Here is a 20,350-nt window from a genome sequence, read left to right as displayed (position 1 = left end):
AATCTTTATTGTATTTTTTTATAAGGCAATAAAGCATTCCGGAATACAAAAATTAAAAAGGTTTACAACCTGGATGTTAATCACATGCGCGGTCATCAACCTGTTTTTTATTTCAAAGTCGGATGTGCTTCTATTTCTACCCTTTAGAATTTTTGTTCCCCTTTTCACTTATCCTGAATTTTTAGCATGGTTGCTTAGCTTCCTTGTTTTTTATATACTCGCTTTTATTTTAGTGCGCAGAGCAAAAAATATGCGATTGCTTTATTGGGTATGGAGTGTTTTCGTTTTGTACAACATAGCCAATATTATATTTGAAACTTATTTGTTTATTACCTGGAAAGCTCCTGCAATTAGCCCTCCAGCAAACATATTAGATCTGATGGATGATTTTTCCCAGACGAGCCATCATCGCGAATTATATGCGTATAAGATGATTTCCCCTGTTTGGTGGGTGGTAACAGGTTGTATAAGCATTTTCAAAATAAGAAAGGAAGCAAATACTAAAGGAACAAGGCCCTGAACCTTGTTCCTTGAATCTTGTGCCTTTTCATCTGGCTTGTTTCTTGTAGCAAATGTATTAAAAGCCATATGACAAATCAGGAGTTAAAAGATACCACCGTGGTGATCACCGGCGCCAGCAGTGGCGTGGGCAGGGCAATGGCCATAGAACTGGCGCAGCATGGCGCTAAACTGGTGCTGGCTGCAAGGCGGCAGCAGGCGCTGGAAGAAGTGGTAAAAGAATGTAATGGTTTGGGTGGCATTGCATTGGCGGTTCCTACCGATATTCGTTCGGTTGAAAGCATTCAAACACTGGCGGCCAAAGCAGCTGAATTTGGCGGCACCATTGATGTATGGATCAACAATGCCGGTGTGCTGGCAGCCGGGGTATTGGAAGATATACCAGCCGAAGTAAATGAAGAAGTGATACAAATAAATCTTTTAGGCTATATACACAGCGCGCAGGTTGTGCTTCCCTATTTCAAACAACAAAAGCATGGCATATTGATCAATAACATTTCAGTAGGCGGCTGGTTCCCCATTCCTTACGGCACCGCCTATTCGGCCAGCAAATTCGGACTGCGTGGTTTTTCCGAAGCATTAAAAGGCGAGCTGACCCAATACCCTAATATTCATGTATGTGATTTGTATCCCGGTTTTTTAGATACGCCCGGCATACAACATGCAGCCAATTATACCGGCAAATCAATAAAACCCGCGCCGCCTGTAGGCAGTCCGCAAAAAGTAGCCCGCAAAGTGATAGATATTATCTACGATCCACAGTCAACAACAACCATTGGTGCAACAGCTGCATTTTTAAAAATAGCTTACAATCTGTTTCCGGCCTTGAGCCGGGCCATAACAGCATCAGTTATTCGCACTTACCTCAAACAGGCCGATCCCCTGCCCGCCACCAGCGGCAACATTATTGATCCGGTCGATTATGGCACCAGCATCGAAGGCGGCTGGCGAAAATCATTTACCAAAACAACGGGTGGAAAATTGCTGATCGCCGGATTAGCCGCCGGACTTGCAGGATTAACGATGGGGTTGATGATGGGTGGGAGAAGAAGATCTCATTTGCACTTTTAATCGCTTAGTATTACTTTTGCCTTCCAAAATCACAAAACGGCAAAACCTTGCGCCATGTAATGTCATTAACATATTAAATGTTCAATGATCCTCCCCGCTCCCGGGAGGCAGTAATCCTTTTTTTGTATATTAAATGTAATTACATGGCTATTTCACAAAAATATGGCCGAACGTATCATTATCCCTTTTCACCGGGTACCACCAGCGACGATCGTATTCAACACGATTACTGGCAGCACCTGCAGGCCATCCCCTGCCTGGTGCATACCGAAAAGCTCGATGGCGAAAACAATTGTTTATCGCGTTACGGCGTTTTTGCCCGCTCACATGCAGCGCCCACAACCAGTGCGTGGACGGAAAGCATACGGCAATACTGGCACAGCATAAAGAATGACCTGGGCTCCATGGAAATTTTTCTGGAAAACTTATACGCCATTCACTCCATCGAATACCGTAATCTCGATCATCATTTTTATGTATTTGCCATTCGTGAACACGATCAATGGCTGAGTTGGGAAGAAACAAAGTTTTATGCGTCGTTACTGGGGCTGCCCACAGTACCGGAGATTACTGTGTTTAAACCCGAAGCTGATAAAGTGTTGTTTGAAAAAGAAGTGCTATCGCTTGCAGCCGGCCGGGGCCTGTTGCAACCGCACGATATACTCACCGGCCAGCCAACTACCATTGAAGGTATTGTAACCCGTAATGTAAAAGGATATTCAACAGATGCCTTTTCGCAAAACGTTTTTAAATATGTACGAAAAGGACACGTTAAAACCAGTGAGCACTGGACACGTCACTGGAAACGCGCCCGCTTAAATTATGAAGGAGGTAAGTATGTGGACAATCAGTGACAATAAAAACTGGTCTTACCTTGAAAATAAGTTTCATTGGGTGCATCGCATGCAGCTGGTTCCGCAGGATGCCCGTCACCATGCCGAAGGTAATGTTGCGGTACATACACAAATGGTACTGGCTGAACTGCAGCAGCTACCGGCTTTTCAGCAATTGCAACAGCACGAAAAAGAAATACTATTCGCAGCCGCCCTGTTGCACGATGTTGAAAAATACAGCACTACCATAACTGAGCCCGATGGCAGCATTACATCGGCCGGTCATGCGAAAAAAGGAGCGCTTACGACAAGGCAAATACTTTATCGCGATGAACCGGCTCCATTTGCCATACGTGAGCAGATCGTTGCGCTGGTACGCTATCATGGCTTGCCCCTGTGGATATTCGAAAAGAAGGATCCGCTCAGGACGCTCGTTCGTGCAAGTCTTGAAGTAAATACCCAATGGCTGGCTTTACTGGCAAGAGCCGATGCACTGGGGCGCATTTGTAACGACCGGCAGGAACTGCTTTATCGCATAGATTGTTTTGAAGAATTTTGCCGCGAGCACAATTGTTGGGGTCATGCAAGGCCTTTTGCAACTGATCATGCCCGTATGCACTATCTGCAAAAAGAAGACAGTCACGTTGATTACATTCCTTTTGAAGAACCGCAAACGGAAGTGATCATGATGAGCGGTTTACCGGGCGCCGGAAAAGATTCGTTTATTAAAAAAAATTTCAAGGGTATGCCCGTGATTTCGCTCGATGCCATCAGGCATGATTGGGACATTGACGCAACTGATAAAACCGGTAACGGACAGGTAATTCAGGAGGCAAAGGAACAGGCCCGCTCGTTTTTACGTAAACAACAGGGTTTTATATGGAACGCGACCAATACTACCCTGTCGATGCGGCAGCAATTAACTGATCTTTTCACCACCTACCGGGCGGCGGTAAGGATCATTTATATCGAAGCGCCCTATGCGCACTTGTTCAAACAAAACAACCAGCGCGAAGCCGTTGTGCCCGTTCAGGTGATCGAAAAACTGATCAGTAAACTCGAAGTGCCTGTATTATGGGAAGCCCACCAGGTTAACTGGCAAGTATAAAAGGCACAGGAATACAAGGCACAAGCTTAAGGCACAAGACACAAGGTACAAGGTTCAAGACGTTTAAATTCGGTCGGCCTGATCAAATCTCAAGACCTTGAGCCTTGTCCCCCCGGACCTTGTGCCTTATTCTTTTTGTATGGCAAGGTGGTTTGAAACGTAAATTTGTAAATAAAATTTTAATGGAATCTTCACTAAACACCATTCTGTGGCACCAGTTCGGGGCCTCTATAGATATGCTTGAGAATGCAATCATGGCTTGTCCTGATGAATTGTGGAACACAGAAGCAAATTTCTGGTATATCGGCTATCATACCCTGTTTTATCTCGATTACTATTTAAGCGACGACCCCAAAAACTTTATGCCGCCGGCGCCCTTCAACTTATCTGAAATGGACCCGGCCGGAATAATGCCCGAACGGGTGTACAGTAAATCAGAATTGCTTACCTATCTGGCATTCGGCCGGAAGAAATGTTATGAAGTGATCAGCAGCTTAACCGAAGAGCGGCTTGCCACACCCTTTGTTAATGAATACAGGAGTTATCCTTTATTGGAAATACTATTGTATAACATGCGCCACGTACAACATCATACAGCGCAATTAAATTTATTATTGCGGCAGGGAGGCACTGAACCACCACGCTGGGTTTCACGCACTAAAAACTAAAAAAATGGATCAATATCATTTGCGCCCGGCCCGTGATACAGATAAAGACCAGATCATTTCCCTGTATAAAAAGGTAAGCCGGCAGTCAGACGGACTTGCCAGAACTTATGATGAAATAACGGAAGCATATGTGCAGCATTTCATGAGCAATGCCGCAAACAATGGTATTGAATATGTGGCAGAGCACACCGGAACGAATACCATCATTGGTGAAATTCACTGTTATAAATTACAGCCGGCCGTTTTTGCCCATATACTAAGTGAACTTACTATTGCCGTTGACCCCGGTTTTCAGCAACAAGGCGTTGGAAAACGGTTGTTTCAAACGCTGTTAAAAGAAGTGGAAGAAAACAGAAAAGATATTTTACGCATTGAATTGATAGCCCGCGAATCGAATACAAAAGCCATTGCATTTTATCAAAGTCTGGGTTTTGCCATCGAAGGCCGTATGGTAAACAGAATTAAATCAAAGTCGGGCGGTTTTGAAGCCGATATTCCTATGGCGTGGATGAATAAAATGTACCACAAAAGGTAAATTTTAAAATTAACTTATAAGTGAATATTTTTGCATTAGAATTGCGAATGGTGATGAGGAAATTTTTCTGTAATACAATCATATGAGAAGTAAAGTTGCAAAGAAAATACAAGAGGAAACTCCTGAAGAAATAAGAATTTTTGTACGGCAGTACACAGAAATTGTCATGCGTATTTATCAGATTCTCGAGGCCAAAGGATATACCCAAAAAGACCTGGCCGATAAAATGAAGAAAAAACCATCCGAGATAAACAAATGGCTAAAAGGCAATCACAACCTTACGCTGAAAACGTTGGCAAAATTAGAAGCAGAGTTAGGTGAGCCTATTATACACGCATCAAAAAAACCTCCCAAACGCAAACGTGCTTAAAAAATCACCTCATCTTTTCCAAGCCCTCATAGTATAAAAAAAATATTACCTTCGCCGCCATTTTTATACATCGTATCATGAAAATTGAAGAACAATTGCAACAAAGAAGCGGCAATACCTGTGAATTATGCAAATCGGGCAGTACACTCCATTTGTATGAAGTACCTCCTGCGTCGAACAGCAATGCCGATAATACGATCCTCATCTGTGACAACTGCCTGATGCAGATCGAAAGAAAAGCCGAATTAAACAGCAGTCACTGGACGTTTTTATCCGAAACCATGTGGAGCGAAATTCCTGGCATACAGGTAGTATCGTGGCGTATGCTTCACCGCTTAAAGAACGAAAGCTGGGCAATGGATAACCTCGATATGATGTACCTGAGCGACGAAACGCTTGCCTGGGCCAAAGCCACCGGCGATCATGAGAACGATGCAGCTGTTGAACTGCATAAAGATTGCAATGGCAACCAGCTGCAAAACGGCGATTCGGTTACTTTAATAAAATCGCTCGATGTAAAAGGGTCTACCTTAAATGCCAAAATGGGCACCGTGGTAAAGAACATTCGCCTTGTAGAAGATAATACCGAACAAATTGAAGGTAAAATTGAAGGCCAGTTAATTGTTATTCTTACCAAATATGTAAGAAAACAGAGTGGAGCATAAAAAAGAGGTAGCGTCACAATAAAAATCTTTTGCGCAGATTTCTGTTTAAATAATGAATTACAGGTTGATTTTCAAACCTGTTTACATAATTCATATTTAGCATATACGAAAATGTTTCTATAAGGGCTATACTACGCTTAAACGTTGACATTTTAATAGCGTCATAGGGGCCATATTTTTAATATAACACCCTTACTATGCGCTTTTTAATTGTACCCTTTACGTTGTGTACCTTATTTTTATTTTCCTGTTCCAAAAATAACCAGGGCTCCCCCGGTCAGCCACTCACCAATTTACAAAACATACAATATGCTATAGCCCCCGACACCAGCGGTGTTCAGCAGTCTTTGCTGATGGACATCTACTTCCCGGCCGGCGCCGAAACCAGTAACAAATATCCTTTGGTATTATTTATCCATGGCGGCGCCTTTGTTGAAGGCCAAAAGGAAGACATGAGTAATCATTGCCAGATATTGGCCGATTCGGGCTTTGTAGCTGTTACAATCAATTACCGGTTAGGATGGCGAAACGGTGTCGCTAAGTGCGATGGCGACACATCCTCGAAACGCCTTGCCGCGTACCGGGCCATACAGGATGCCAATGCAGCCCTGCGATACCTGGTATCAAAAGCAGGTGACTATGCTATCGACACCAGCCATATTTTTATCGGTGGTTCCAGCGCCGGTTCAGGCACCGCTTTACTAACCACTTATTTTACCGATGCCATAGCACAACAATTAGCCACAACCGAACGCGCTGCATTAGGACCTATCAATACAAGCGGAAATACCTTAACCAATTCCTTTACCATTAAAGGCGTTGCCAATTTATGGGGCGCTTTACCCGATTCAAATCTTATTTCTGCAGCAACGGCAAAACCAATGATATCATTTCATGGAACCGCCGATGGCGTGGTACCATACGATTACGGACACTCAGGCGATTGTCCTAATTATGGTATGGAGTTTGGCTCGGCCTGCTTAAGCCGAAGGTTATACGCTGTTAATGTTCCGTGCATTCTTCATCTGAAACAGGGCGCAGGTCATGGTCCTGATTTATACAATGCGCCATACACCATGAGCCGTGCCGTGCCGTTTTTCAAAAGCGTCATCAGCGGTGCCGCTATTACCAGTAAACTATATATGGATTAAACATTATCATACCACCCACAGAAACTGACCATATGAGATTATTGATACCCTGCGTTGCTATTATACTATTCTCCTGCAAAAAAACAGATAGCCCGACGGTAGATAATAATGCACCGGTGCGACTTACCATCAATGGCAAAATCATCAAAACACCTGAGGGAAACACCATTGAACTTCGAGGCGTAAACTGGGGGTGGTGGGCAACCGCCCAGCCGCAGGATGCAGCAGAAGCAGTGGCCATGAGTGCGAACGTGGTGCGTATGCCCTTTCGCTGGTATTTTGGCGGAGCAGGCAGCGATATTCGTTTATCCGGCGCGCCGGGTAATATAAGTCCCGATGGCCTGGCCTTGCTTGATCAATATATCGATTGGTGTACCAGTCAGAAATTGTGGGTGGTTTTATTTGCCGGTTCCGATCAGGGCGCGGGCGATTCAACCGAAAATTACTGGACCAATGCATCGCTTAAACAGGAATTTATTGACACCTGGCAATTTCTGGTACAACGGTATAAAGACAAACCTTATATAGCTGCATATGAATTGTTGTCGGAACCGCATCCTAAAAAGCCGGTGACCTCGCAGCAGGTGGTACAGTTTTATGAAGAACTGATTACGGCAGTAAGAAAGTACGATACCATTACACCGGTTATAATTGGCCCCAATGATCACTACGACATCAATCTGCTGGAAGAAAGCATCACCACCAAAGACCCGAAAATTATTTATACCTTCAATTATTACCTGCCCACCGATTATATAAAACCTGAAAAAAGAGAACAGGCGAATCTTCCCATAGTTTCATATCCCGATAACTATACTGATTTAGATGGCAACCCGGTAACACTTAACAAAGATTATTTAAAACAGATCCTGCAACCGGCCATTCAATTCAGAAACAATCACAATGTGCCGGTTTTTGTAAACCAGATGGGTGTGCGCAGCCGTTGCCCGAATAACTTAAACTACCTGACCGATGTGTGTGATATATTTTATCAGAACCAGATACCCTTTACCTACTGGACCTATCGAACCAGGGATGAGTCAACCGAATATGGACTGTATTGGTTTAACAAAAACACGCAGCAATATGTATTCAAACCCGATCCTGCTGCCGTGTTAAAAACTGCGTTTGGCAGAAAATAAATTTTTCATAATATCGCAGCATGATCAATGCCCTGTTTGAAAAGTTAGATAATCCTGCCTGGTGGGCGCTTATAGGCGTTCAGCAATCGTTTGGCCTTGGCGGTAAACATGTGAAGCGTTACCAGCGCAGTATATTGCCTTTTGCCGCTTTTGATCAGGAACATACCGACAATATCATTCTGCTGAATAACTGGCTGCAAACGGATGAGATCTTTTTTCTGATTGGAGAGCTTCCTCCCCTGCCCTCAAACTGGATAGTGCTTAAAGAATTACCCTGTGTACAAATGGTGCTGCAACAACCGGTCACCACCATAGAAACCACCGACTCCATAACGCCACTAACTGTCGCGCACAGGGGCGATATGTTTAACCTCATCAACAGGGTACAGCCAGGTTATTACCTGCCCGACACTTATAAACTGGGTAACTATTACGGCATATGGCAGCACAATAAACTGGTAGCCATTGCAGGTGAACGAATGCGGCTTGACCAGTTAACCGAAATCAGCGCCATTTGCACCGACCCCGACTATACCGGCCGTAAATATGCGCAGCAACTGACGGCTCATCTTTGCAATACAAATCTCGCAGCCGGCATCACGCCCTTTTTGCACGTACTGGAAACCAACGAGCGGGCGATAAGTTTGTATGAATATTTGGGGTTTGCGAAAAGAAGGACCATCACTTTCTGGCAGTTAATGAAGATTGGGTAGGTTAACTTTTGCCTGATCCTTTTGCGCCCCCATTTTCAAATAATCAATCACCATATAATCAATGTTGGTGACATTTCCTTTTGTATCGGGCTTTGGAATGATGGTAACAGGCTCGTTTTTCAAAAAATCGTATACGCTTTGTTTTCCGCGCAGAATATAATCGGCCATGGCAACATAATAGTTGCCGGATTCATCGATGGGCAAACTGCCGAGCATGCACTTTTGAGTTGCGGCATTAAATGTAAATGAAGGCGAAAACTGTAAAAACATACCATTATCCGGCGGCAATGAACGGCTGGCCAAATAGAGTCTAATAAGCGTGCTTCCTTTCACCCTCAGCAGTTTCACCGAATCCATATAAGGCATGGCCCGTAAAATATCATACTGACTAACGGGCACGTTTAGTACATCGTCAACACGAATGGCGCCGGCATTAAATACAGCCACCTGCGATCTGGGATAGGCCGATTGCATGGCCGTTGTGATCAGATCAGTAAGGTTCGTTGGCCCTTTGCGTACAAATTCGTCGCGGCCTTCGAGCGGGGAACCGGTGTGCATTACAATATCTTTCGGACTAAAGCCCATATTTTCAAAATAATTGTATGCAATGTTCGTCCACCTGCCGGCAATTTCCTGTACCGTACTATCGGGCATTACCCTGGTATCGAGGTCAACTTTTTCGGGAGTTACTGTTACCTGCTTATTTTTTGTATTGATCGCCATTTTTATCACATAAGCCGACTTTGCATTGGCATAGGCTTTTGTAATGGGTACATGACCGATGATAGCATGAGGGCCATTATGTTCATGGCCGCCGATAATCGCCGCCAGCCACGGTAACTGCATGGCCAGCGCTGAATCTTCCTTCATATTCTGATGCGTAATGGCAATGATGGCATCGCAAGAATCTTTATACTTATTATACAGCCTGACCGCCGTTGCATTGGCCGGTGTATCGTACTGCACATAGGGCTTTTTGTTATCATCGATGGTAAGCCCTATAAAACCAATTTTTGCTGTGTAGCCATTGCTGTTGATAAAGGTTTTAAATAGAATTTCCGGAACGGGTTTGCCATTTTGCACAAAAGCATTTCTGCCTGCAGCCGATGTATGAAATGTGTTTGAAGCAATCCAGGTGAACCGGCTTTCATTCATCCTTTTTTGCAGGTCGGGTTCATTGATATCAAACTCATGGTTGCCGAAAATGGCGATATCAAAACCAGTGGCATTCATGGCTTCGATCATTTGTTTGCCCAGCACATTTTCGCCATTATGCGATACCGTATTAAAAACCGAAGGGCTAACAAAGTCTCCTGCCATCACCAGTAAAGTATTGGTATTTTGTTGCAGATACTGTTTTTTTAAAGCGGCTACGCGGGCCATACCGCCTACCCGGCCACTGTCGAGTGCCGCTACTTCGTATACATCATTCACCTGTACTATATTTATTTCTACAATGTCATTATCTTTTTTCCGGGAAGCAGTGAGCAGCATCACCAGAAAAGCTGCCAGTAAAATAAGGCCTGTCCAAAAAATAATCCTATGCATTAATGCTATTGCCATCCGGTTCCTTTGCAAAAAGGTAGCGTGGCCGGCCCGAAGCATTTGGCGCGACTGATCGCGTTTTAACGACAACAGCAACCCAAACAACATGCTTACAGTCAGCAGCGAAAGTGCGGTGCTAACCAATATTGCAACGCCTGCACTAAACGTATCTATATTACAGGGCACTACGAAAAAAAGAGTGGCGGCAATAAGAATTACCGAACTCCACAATAACCGCGAAGCATAATCGGTTATTTTTTCGTTTGCATGTTCATAGCCATTATAATAAGACATAAGTTATTTTTTGGGATTCGAAATTATACTGTTGTTGAATCTTTGGGCTGCTTTAAAGAAGCCCGCAACTGCATTACTTTATTCAATAAATCAAACCAAAATGGCGCTCCGAGAGAAATGGCAATGGCCGTTATCAAAAATCCCCAAATATGCTTACCACCGACTCTTACGAAATAACAGATCCTGCTAAACGATCCGTAAACACACTGCCAGCTGCCATTATCAAGTTTTACAATCTTATCTGCTTCAGGTAACAGATTAGTTTCAATGGAAAGCAGGGATTTCGCATCCCCCATATTCAGGGTATCGGGCAAAATACTACCTCCTGCGCCGAGCAAACTGCCGGCATTCCGGATATCGGTTTCCAGCAAACTTTTTACAGCCAGCAATGAATCGAGCCTCTCTTTTCTTTGCTTGTCATTCAGACTGTCTTTGACAGCCGCCGATACAGAAGAAGCAGAAATGTTGTTTTTATCTGCAAACGCGGTGGCCAGTTGCACCATTTGTTCCCGGGCGTTATTATCGGTTGATAATTTTTTGACCATGGCAATGGTATCGGCATTGAACACCCAGGCCAGTATGAAACCCAGTATCATTAGCATCAGCTGAATCTTACGTTTGTACCATTCCGTAGCCTGTTCCATGGTGCGATCGAACCAGCCTTCGAGCTGCAGTTTAAATTCATCTACATTACCTTTGGCGTCCTGCCATAAACTTAATACATATTTGGCTGTTTCGGGCCCTAAGATTTGCGGGGCTGAGTTGATCAATTCATTTTGAATATTGTTGGCGTTTATGGGGCCGGCCCCGTTTAACAGGTACATCAGTGTTTTTGCAAAACTGAATGCTTTAAACGCAGAAGGATTTTTAAACAATCCCGAACTGCCCAGGTATTTGATCTCGGGATGATCGTAAAAATTTGAAATCAGCTGATTTTTGGGATTTTTCATCAAACGCAACGAATCCCAGAGCCGGTACAATTTATCGCCCATCCACGAACGTTGGGGTAAAACAGCATCGTCGTTAAGCATTCTGTCAACCGCCTCTTTCAGGTTACGCGCCCGCAATCCCAGCTTGGTAGCAATAATTTCAATAAGAACGGTAGCAAGCAAACTATACAGCAGATAAATAAAGATGAGTCCAATGACTACATTCAATGCAACATTGTTAAACATACGCAAGCAGTTTAAATGTAAAAGATATGAGGGTGGATTTTGGGGAGCCTGATTGCTATGCGTTTGGCTGGGATAAATGGAATAAATGAAAGCTGGCTTTTACAGGCAAGTTATTCCGAAGAAGATGGGAAAAAAACCGTTTAATCACGGTATTTCGGTTACCAGTTACCTGTTACCAGATACCAGATACCAGTTACCAGTTACCAGATACCAGTTACCGGGAACCGGAAACCGGAAACCGGGAACCGGAAACAGGGAACCGGTAACAGGAAGCTTTATGGCCTGAGCCGCTTTGTTTCCTGCTCTAAAAATTTTTTAAACCGTTCGCGCAGGGATTGGTGGTAGTCGATCAGTTGTTGAGCTTCGTCGGAAATGGAGGAGCCGCCGCCCTTTTCGCCGCCGGTGGCGGTAATTACCAGCGGGCTATCGGTAATGGTGTTCAGTCTGTTTACAATTTCCCAGGCTTTTTTATACGACATACTCATTTTTTTGGCCGCCTGGTTTATTGAACCGGTTTCCTGTATCAGTTTTAGTAATTCAACAGGGCCCGGGCCAAAAAAACGGGTTCCGTCGCCTTCAATCCACAAACTTCCATTCACGGAAAAATCTCCTTTATTCAATATGTCTTTGATTTGTTTCTTCATACCCAGGCAGAAATTAACGCAAAAATGGTAAAAGAAATGGCTTTTGCCAAAAACACCTGAGTAGTTTGTGGTTTCCGGTTTGTGGTTTGAAGTTGCTGCAGCGCTTTGGAAAATCATTATTACCTCCTCACACCTTTACCTCCTCACACCTTAAAATTGTAACAGGATCAAAACCGCAAAGTATGATTCACCGAAAGAACCACAAACTACAAACCTCAAACCCCGTCCGACCGGGTCATCCGGGCGGGCACAAACAAACAAAGTTGCGACTTTGCGCCCTGGCAGAAAACTTAAAAACAAGCTACAACAATTTCTTCCTTAACATTAAAACAGGCTTTTCAATAATTACATGTAACATATAGCCTGCCAGTACAGAACTGACTATACAAATCACAAACATCAGATTACTGTCTTTTGCAATATTCAGTTTTGAAACATACTGTTGCGTTACATGAATTACAATCTTATGCGTTAAATAAATGGCATAGGATAATACAGCGATGCGGGTGGTTATACGCGACGACGCTTTATACAAAAAGCTTGTATGACTCACAGCGCCCAAAACCAAAAAGCCATATCCTATATCTGTTAATGAAAAACCGGCAATGGAGGCCATCATCGACTGCTCATCGGAACATACAAAGTATGCACCCACCAGTATAAGCAGCCCGGTACATATCCACAGGTTCCCATAACGCGCTAACCATTCCTTTAATACCGGTTTAAAAGCAAATACGGCGGCTATCGAAATGCCTGCAAGTAACCCGTCGAGCCTTGCATATGTTGGATAATAGATATACTTATACCAGTAAACCCAACCGGTATCCGTTGTTGACATGGGAACAACGATTGTATACCAGCAATACACGCGGGCCGCAAAACCCAATGCAAAAAGGGATGCTATTATTATCCATCCCTTGTTCAACGCCCTGTAGTGAATGAGTATGATGAGTAATACCGGCAATAAAAGATAAAACTGCTCTTCGATACACAGCGACCAGGCATGCGAAAAGGTGCCCTGATGACGAAGATCGAGCCCGATATTTTGTGTGAACGTAAGGTACTTCCACAGCGGAGCGGGCGCTTCCCGTTCGCGCAACGCCGGGAACAAAAAATAAACGGCCACCACTAACCAGTAAGCCGGGATAATTCTGAAGAAACGCTTTATGAAAAATTCTCTTAACGATATTCCGTTCTGTGTAGCTGATTGTGAAAACAGTTGCGACGCAATCAAAAAACCGCTTAAAACAAAGAACAGGTCAACACCAGTCCACCCGAATTTACCAATGCTGGTTACCCATTGGGGCGATTCAAAAAGCCGTCCGTAATGATATATAAAAACCAGGATAATGGCTAAGGCACGTACATGATCAAGGCCGAACAGTTTCGTTTTCATTAAAACAAATATCCAATGTTTTCCTTTTCAAAAATCGGGCGCTGGCGCTTTCATTTGACATTTAATAAAACTTTACTCTTACCCGCTGCTATTTGTTGGCAGTGCCGGTAAAATTAATTAGCTTGTACCATATCCTTCAAAAATACTCCGGATAGTATTAATCCTCTTACATCCTTCATTATAGTTATTCGCATCCCATTTAATTGCAGTATTCCCTGGAAGCGGTTATTAATCCTTTTGCTGTTGGTAATGCATCATTCTTAAACCAATAATAGGAGGTATTTATGAAAAGTTCTATTAAACGGGTAACAGCTTTTTTATTAGTTGCCATTGTAATGTATTCATGTGTTAAAGAAGTAAAACCAACCGATCAGGCAGGCACAAACATCAGAGTGCAAATGCTCAATGCAAAAGCAGGCAGTATTACACAGGCAACCGTATCGGTATTTGCCACCGGGTTAAACAATCCGCGCGAACTTAAATGGGGACCCGACGGAAACCTGTATGTTGCTGAAGGTGGTTTGGGAGGAACTGATTCATCGGTAGGACAATGCGAACAGGTTATAGGACCGGTAGGGCCATATGTAGGCAGCCCGGTGAGCGGACGTATTTCAAAAATAGATGCACAGGGCGTACGTACAACTGTAACGGATCAGTTGCCATCGAGCATGACCACTGCTGCAATTGGATCATTTATATCCGGTGTAGCCGATATTGAATTTATTGGCAATACTTTGTATGCATTACTGGCGGGGGCCGGCTGCTCACATGGCGTGCCTTCTGTGCCCAACGGCATTGTAAGGATCAATGCCGATGGCAGCTGGACGTTGATCGCCAACCTCAGCGCCTTTCAGCAATCGCATCCCGTTGCACAACCCGAAGAAGATGATTTTGAACCCGACGGAACCTGGTATAGCATGATCAATGTTCGGGGCGATTTGTATGCAATTGAACCCAATCATGGCGAACTGGTTAAAGTAACTACCAGCGGTGAAATCACGAGGGTGATCGACATATCGGCCAGCCAGGGACATATTGTTCCTACTGTATTAGCATATCACGGCAATTTTTATATGGGTAACCTCAATGTATTTCCCATTCCGGGCGGCGCATCAAATATTTATAAAATAACACCCGGCGGACAAATAAAAACAGTAGCTACAGGACTTAACACCGTGCTTGGTCTTGTAATCGATGATCGGGACAGAATGTATGTCCTTGAAAATACGGTGGGCGCCCCCTTCCCTACTCCTGGTTTAGGCCAGGTTGTACGAATAGACCCAAATGGCAAACAAACCGTTATTGCTTCCGGCCTGTCGCTGCCAACCGGCATGACCATGGGGCCCGATGGCAACCTGTATGTTTCCAACTGGGGATTTGGCCCTGTTGCTATCGGTGGCGGACAGGTGCTAAAAATTACAATAACAAACTAATTTATTTATAATCAAAGTTGAGCCGTTCGCCGGTTGGTGAGCGGCTCAATTATTTACATTAAAATTTTCTCCGGTTCATGCAAAAGTTAACAACAACAAAAGTATCTTTGTACATACTTTTTTACAAGTACTTACTCCAAAGTATGTATCCATGGCAAAGATTAAAGAAAGCTCAACCATTCAGGCTAATAAGAAAACGCTTATTGCAGAATGCCCCATTACCCACGTAATGGAAAAGATCGGTGGTTACTGGAAACCTATTATACTATACCAGCTGTTATCGGGCACCAAACGGTACAGCGAATTAAAACACGCTATACCCGCCATTACCGAAAAAATGCTCATACAGCACCTGAAACAGCTGGAGGCCGACAGCCTCCTTATCAGAAAGGCTATGCCGGTTGTGCCTCCCCATGTTACCTACACCCTCACCGAATCAGGCATGGGCCTGAAACCTGTTTTGTATGCCATGGCAAAATGGGCGCTCGGTGAAATGTATAAGAAAACCGGCAAAGCGAGCAAAAAACTGGAAGAGTTTGGTAAACGGTAAGACAGTTACCGGTTCCCCGGTTTCCTGTTTTCCGGATAAAGACCACGAAATTGTTGCAGCTTTCAGGTTGCAGATTACAAGGTCAAATACAGCTGTCCCTGTAACCTGTAACTTGTAACCTGAAACCGGTAACTGGTTCCCGGCGACTGGTAACTGGTAACCGGTAACTGTTAACCGGCAACCTTTTTAATTCCCATTATAGTAAATAAATAAGTGTTATTTTTACGCCGATTGTGTCACAGAGACTTAAAAAACGAATGCGATTGCTTTGCACCATACCACTGAGGAGAACCGTTTTTTTGTTTTTACTTCTTGTAGCTATATCATACCTTCAGGGCCAGGATATACAGGTTAAATATCTGGGAATCGAAAACGGACTGTCGAACAACGCCGTAAACACCATTTTTCAGGATCACAACGGGTTTATGTGGTTCGGCACTTACGACGGACTGAACCGTTACGACGGATATGGCTTCAAAGTGTTTCGCAATATTATCGGCGACAGCAACTCAATAAGCTCCAACAACATTAATGCAATAGATGAAGATGCCGGCCACCGCCTGTGGGTTTGCGGACAAAAAGAAGTAAATGTTTACAATCCTGTCAACGGCCGCTTTTTAACGCCTTCCTATACGTTTTATGATGGTACCACCCGCACATCGCTTAAAGACAATGTGTTTGCCATTCAGGTAATTAACGGCAATAAAATACTGGCCGGCACCCAGCACAACGGCTTATTTTGTTTTAATAACACCACCAATGGTAAACAGGTGCCATTGGAAGTGAACGGGAAAAAGCTGGTTGATTATTATGTATCTGCCATCGAGTACGATAAAACAAAGAACATTGCGTACATCTTCATTCCCGATTACGGGTTGTATATCTATGATGTGCAAAAAAACAATTTACACTTAAAAACCAACGCCCTGTTAAATGCCAATTGTTTAAAAGTAAGTCGTACCGGAAAGTTATGGCTCGGCAACAACATGGGCGTTTATTATTTCAACGAAGCAACCAATAATTTCACCCAAAGTGTTTTTCCCGATAAAGCTCCTGTGGTAAATTTTTGTGAAGATAAAAACGGCGCTTTATGGATCGCTTCGGATGGCGGAGGCATTTGGCTGATACCACCCGGTAAAAATAATGCCGAACCATTTACCACAGGCGCCACAAATGAAAAGCCCCTGATACACAGTAACGCAGTGTATGCTATTTATGAAGATAAGGGCGAACGGAAATGGATCGCCACACTGCGTGGCGGTATTAATATTATTGAACCCGAAAGCAGTCTTTTCAAAAAAGTAGTTTACCAGTCTGCCGGAAATGATAATTCCATCAACAATTTTATTTTATCATTTTGCGAAGATGCGCCCGGTAAAGTATGGATCGGTACCGACGGCGCCGGTTTGCGGTACTGGAACCGCGCCGATAACAGCTACCGCAATTTTGTGCATGATGGCAAAAACAACTCCATCAGCAACAATTTTATAACAAGTATCATTCAGGATACGCATAAAAACATCTGGGTATCGACCTGGTTTGGCGGCATCAACCGGTTCGACCGGGTCACCCAATCGTTTAAACAGTACACCTGTTATAACACTAAAACAAAATCAATCAACAGTAATATCTGGCTGTTGATCGAAGACAGCCGGCAACGAATCTGGGCCAGTGCCGTGCGTAATGGCGGATTGTACCGGTTTAACCCTTCAGCAAACCGCTTCGATTGTTTCGATAGCTCGCTGACCGATTTGCAAAGCCTGGCCGAAGACACCGATGGCGACATCTGGGGCGGCGATTATTCGTCCTTGATTAAAATCGATACCACCAATAAAAAACACCGCTTTTATAATATCGGCTTTACCATCCGCTGCATTCATCCCGATAAACAAAAAAATTTGTGGGTAGGCACCCAGGAAGGCGGACTATTGCTTTTCAATAAAGCCAATGGCACTTTTAAAAGATATACCACCGCCGACGGTTTGCCGAACAATACCATTTTGCGCATGCTTGAAGACAAACAGGGCAACCTGTGGTTCAGCACTTACAACGGCATATCGAAATTCGACGTGCAGAAAAAAACCTTCCGCAACTTTTCGCAGTCAGATGGTTTGCAAAGCAACCAGTTCAGCTTTAACGGAGCGCTTGCGCTCAGCAGCGGTGAATTCTTTTTTGGCGGCATCAAAGGATTCAATGCTTTTTACCCCGATAGCATCAATGGAAAAAAGCAAACGCCGCCGCTTTTTTTGACCGACTGCAAAATATATAACACCACTCCCGACGAATACCAGGGATACGTGAAAGAAAGAAATATTGAACAGGTAAAGAAAATAGTTGTTCCCTACAACAAAGCCATTCTGGCGCTCGACTTTCTGGGACTCGATTATACCGATGCGGCAGATATCAATTACGCTTATTATCTCGAAGGTTGGGATAAAGACTGGAATTACGTAAATCATACCCGCACCGCTAATTATTCGCGGTTGCAGGAAGGCGATTATGTTTTTAAAGTAAAGGCCAGCAACACCGAGGGAGTATGGGGCAATGCCCAAACATTGCTTCAAATAACCGTTTTACCACCCTGGTACCGCACCTGGTGGGCTTATTGTTTATACGGTTTATGCTGTATATCGGCCATTTACCTGTACAGCCTGTACAAAATGAAACAGGCGAAGCTGCAATACCAGATACAACTGGCACAACTCGAAACGCAAAAAGAAAAAGAGCTGAACGAAAAAAAGATCGCCTTTTTCACCAATATGTCGCACGAATTTCGAACACCGTTGTCGCTTATTATCAATCCCATCAAAGATCTGTTGCACAAAACCGAAAATCGTACCGAATCGGCTGAACTGAAAGTGATTTACCGCAATGCACGGCGATTGCTGCGGCTGGTTGATCAGTTATTATTGTTTAAAAGAGCCGATGCCGAAACCGACAAGCTCAACATCGTTCATGTTAACATTTATAATATATGCAATGATGTATTCTCCTGCTTCACAGAACGGGCAAAATCAGGAAAAATAAAATATGAATTTAAAAGCGATCCGGGTAAAACGATGCTGGATGTTGACCGCGAAAAAATAGAGATCGTTCTGTTCAATATTCTTTCCAATGCCTTTAAATATACACCCGATGGCGGTGAAATCATATTCAAAACCGAGGAACTTGATTCGCAAATAAAAATCAGCATCAGCGATACAGGCCCCGGTATTCCGGCGGCGGAAGCAGCCAATGTGTTTGAACGTTTTTACCAGGCAAAAGACGGAGAAAGTAAAACCGGTTTTGGCATTGGTCTTTATCTGGTTAAAAAATTTATTGAAGCGCACCACGGACAGGTAACCTTTTCCAGCGAAGCAGAAAAAGGTACTACATTCATCATTTTGTTAAACAAACCCATTATTTCTGAAAAAGATATTCCTGCTCCGGCCAACGAACCTGAACTAAACGAAGAAGAATTGATAAATGGTCAACAGGTGTATAAAAACCAGGAGGAAACTGATCAACCGGCAACGACAAAGCACCAGCAACCAACCCATGTTTCGGCCATTATTAATGAAATGAACGAAGAAGAAGAAATCATGGAAGAAGAACCGCTGGATGAAGAACCCGCCATTCCGCAGGACCTGATCACCGGCAAACAAACATTACTTATTATAGATGACGATAATGAAATAAGGAACTACCTCGTAAGTATTTTCAATACCCAATACAAAATTTACCAGGCCGATAACGGAAAAGATGGCGTACAAATAGCACGCGAGCAATTGCCCGACCTTATTATCAGCGATGTGGTGATGAAGGGCGTTAACGGCATCGACCTTTGCAAACAATTAAAGGAAGATACCGCCGTAAGCCATATACCTATCATTTTGCTTACCGGCAGCTCGTCGGATGAAATGCAGCTGACCGCCATGAACAGCGGCGCCGACGATTTCATCAAAAAACCATTCGATAAAGACATTCTGGTTGCCCGGGTAAATAGCATTTTAAACCGGCGCAATGTGCTGCAGAATTATTTCTATAACGAAATAACACTGGGCACCGGCAAGTTCAAGGTATCTGCCGAATACCGCGATTTTTTGCAGCAGTGCATGAAAATAATCGAAGACCATCTGTTCGATGATAACTTTTCTATTAAAGTGCTTGCTTCGGAGATCGGCATGAGCCATTCGAACCTGTACAAAAAGATAAAAGCCGTTTCGGGACAATCGGTAAACAGTTTTATTCGCTTCATCCGGTTAAAAAAAGCCGCCGAAATTTTGATCAGCACCGAATACAATGTAAACGAAACAGCCAACATGGTAGGCTTCAGCAATACAAAATATTTCCGCGTTCAGTTCTTTAAACTATTCGGTTTAAATCCGTCGGACTACATCAAAAAATACCGCAAGCCATTTCACAATAACCAAACACTGGAAGATAAAGTGCGGAAATCATGATACCAGTTACCAGTTGCCGGAAACGGGAAACCGGTAACCGGCAACCTTTATTCAGATTTACGAAAACGTTTTTTATCAGTTTATACCTCTTTTTTG

General features: G+C 43.7%; 18 protein-coding genes. 14 read left to right on the top strand and 4 right to left on the bottom strand.

Annotated features, from left to right (window positions below; all coding sequences use genetic code 11):
- Nucleotides 1–588: 588 nt before the first annotated feature.
- From AC59IL_RS36950 to AC59IL_RS36905, 10 genes are all read left to right on the top strand, one after another.
- Complete coding sequence (locus AC59IL_RS36950) at nt 589–1,590, top strand: SDR family oxidoreductase (RefSeq protein ID WP_496557278.1); 1,002 nt, start codon at nt 589–591, stop codon at nt 1,588–1,590.
- 143 nt (nt 1,591–1,733) lie between these two features.
- Nucleotides 1,734–2,444, top strand: coding sequence for an RNA ligase family protein (locus tag AC59IL_RS36945; protein ID WP_496557277.1), 711 nt, complete (start codon nt 1,734–1,736; stop codon nt 2,442–2,444).
- Nucleotides 2,413–3,531 (top strand): AAA family ATPase, encoded by a 1,119-nt coding sequence (locus tag AC59IL_RS36940; protein WP_496557276.1) that lies wholly within the window; start codon nt 2,413–2,415, stop codon nt 3,529–3,531. Before AC59IL_RS36945 ends, AC59IL_RS36940 begins: the two co-directional genes overlap by 32 nt.
- Nucleotides 3,532–3,713: 182 nt before the next feature.
- A complete protein-coding gene (locus AC59IL_RS36935) occupies nt 3,714–4,199 on the top strand; it encodes a DinB family protein (RefSeq protein ID WP_496557275.1) in 486 nt (161 codons plus the stop codon).
- 4 nt (nt 4,200–4,203) lie between these two features.
- Nucleotides 4,204–4,734, top strand: a complete 531-nt coding sequence (locus tag AC59IL_RS36930) for a GNAT family N-acetyltransferase (protein ID WP_496557274.1) — start codon at nt 4,204–4,206, stop codon at nt 4,732–4,734.
- 82 nt (nt 4,735–4,816) lie between these two features.
- Nucleotides 4,817–5,104, top strand: a complete 288-nt coding sequence (locus tag AC59IL_RS36925) for a helix-turn-helix domain-containing protein (protein WP_496557273.1) — start codon at nt 4,817–4,819, stop codon at nt 5,102–5,104.
- Nucleotides 5,105–5,181: 77 nt separating this feature from the next.
- A complete protein-coding gene (locus AC59IL_RS36920; RefSeq protein WP_496557272.1) occupies nt 5,182–5,769 on the top strand; it encodes a PhnA domain-containing protein in 588 nt (195 codons plus the stop codon).
- Nucleotides 5,770–5,966: 197 nt separating this feature from the next.
- Nucleotides 5,967–6,920 carry an alpha/beta hydrolase gene (locus tag AC59IL_RS36915; protein ID WP_496557271.1) on the top strand — a complete coding sequence of 318 codons (954 nt, stop codon included), beginning with the start codon at nt 5,967–5,969 and terminating at the stop codon, nt 6,918–6,920.
- Between the two features lie 32 nt (nt 6,921–6,952).
- Nucleotides 6,953–8,062 (top strand): glycoside hydrolase family 5 protein, encoded by a 1,110-nt coding sequence (locus AC59IL_RS36910; RefSeq protein ID WP_496557270.1) that lies wholly within the window; start codon nt 6,953–6,955, stop codon nt 8,060–8,062.
- 20 nt (nt 8,063–8,082) lie between these two features.
- Nucleotides 8,083–8,775 (top strand): GNAT family N-acetyltransferase, encoded by a 693-nt coding sequence (locus AC59IL_RS36905; protein ID WP_496557269.1) that lies wholly within the window; start codon nt 8,083–8,085, stop codon nt 8,773–8,775.
- Here the strand turns inward: AC59IL_RS36905 and AC59IL_RS36900 are convergent.
- Together AC59IL_RS36900 and AC59IL_RS36895 are read right to left on the bottom strand one after the other, a co-directional pair.
- A complete protein-coding gene (locus AC59IL_RS36900) occupies nt 8,758–10,614 on the bottom strand; it encodes a bifunctional metallophosphatase/5'-nucleotidase (protein ID WP_496557268.1) in 1,857 nt (618 codons plus the stop codon). The two genes, AC59IL_RS36905 and AC59IL_RS36900, sit on opposite strands and share 18 nt — an antisense overlap.
- 23 nt (nt 10,615–10,637) lie before the next feature.
- On the bottom strand, nt 10,638–11,789 hold the full coding sequence (locus tag AC59IL_RS36895; RefSeq protein ID WP_496557267.1) for a hypothetical protein: 1,152 nt from the start codon (nt 11,787–11,789) through the stop codon (nt 10,638–10,640).
- An 85-nt stretch (nt 11,790–11,874) separates the two neighbouring features.
- On the opposite strand from AC59IL_RS36895, the gene AC59IL_RS36890 reads away from it, so the two are divergent.
- On the top strand, nt 11,875–12,075 hold the full coding sequence (locus AC59IL_RS36890) for a hypothetical protein (protein ID WP_496557266.1): 201 nt from the start codon (nt 11,875–11,877) through the stop codon (nt 12,073–12,075).
- Here AC59IL_RS36890 and AC59IL_RS36885 read toward each other — a convergent pair.
- Both AC59IL_RS36885 and AC59IL_RS36880 read right to left on the bottom strand, forming a co-directional pair.
- Nucleotides 12,065–12,433 (bottom strand): winged helix-turn-helix domain-containing protein, encoded by a 369-nt coding sequence (locus AC59IL_RS36885; RefSeq protein WP_496557265.1) that lies wholly within the window; start codon nt 12,431–12,433, stop codon nt 12,065–12,067. The two genes, AC59IL_RS36890 and AC59IL_RS36885, sit on opposite strands and share 11 nt — an antisense overlap.
- 301 nt (nt 12,434–12,734) lie before the next feature.
- A complete protein-coding gene (locus AC59IL_RS36880; protein ID WP_496557264.1) occupies nt 12,735–13,829 on the bottom strand; it encodes an acyltransferase family protein in 1,095 nt (364 codons plus the stop codon).
- 284 nt (nt 13,830–14,113) lie between these two features.
- On the opposite strand from AC59IL_RS36880, the gene AC59IL_RS36875 reads away from it, so the two are divergent.
- From AC59IL_RS36875 to AC59IL_RS36865, 3 genes are all read left to right on the top strand, one after another.
- Complete coding sequence (locus tag AC59IL_RS36875) at nt 14,114–15,262, top strand: ScyD/ScyE family protein (RefSeq protein ID WP_496557263.1); 1,149 nt, start codon at nt 14,114–14,116, stop codon at nt 15,260–15,262.
- Between the two features lie 151 nt (nt 15,263–15,413).
- Nucleotides 15,414–15,812, top strand: coding sequence for a winged helix-turn-helix transcriptional regulator (locus AC59IL_RS36870; protein WP_496557262.1), 399 nt, complete (start codon nt 15,414–15,416; stop codon nt 15,810–15,812).
- 299 nt (nt 15,813–16,111) lie between these two features.
- Nucleotides 16,112–20,254 (top strand): hybrid sensor histidine kinase/response regulator, encoded by a 4,143-nt coding sequence (locus tag AC59IL_RS36865; RefSeq protein WP_496557261.1) that lies wholly within the window; start codon nt 16,112–16,114, stop codon nt 20,252–20,254.
- Nucleotides 20,255–20,350 lie beyond the last annotated feature (96 nt).

The organism is Niastella sp. sgz303648 (assembly GCF_059587045.1).
This window is presented reverse-complemented; position numbering and strand designations above follow the sequence as displayed.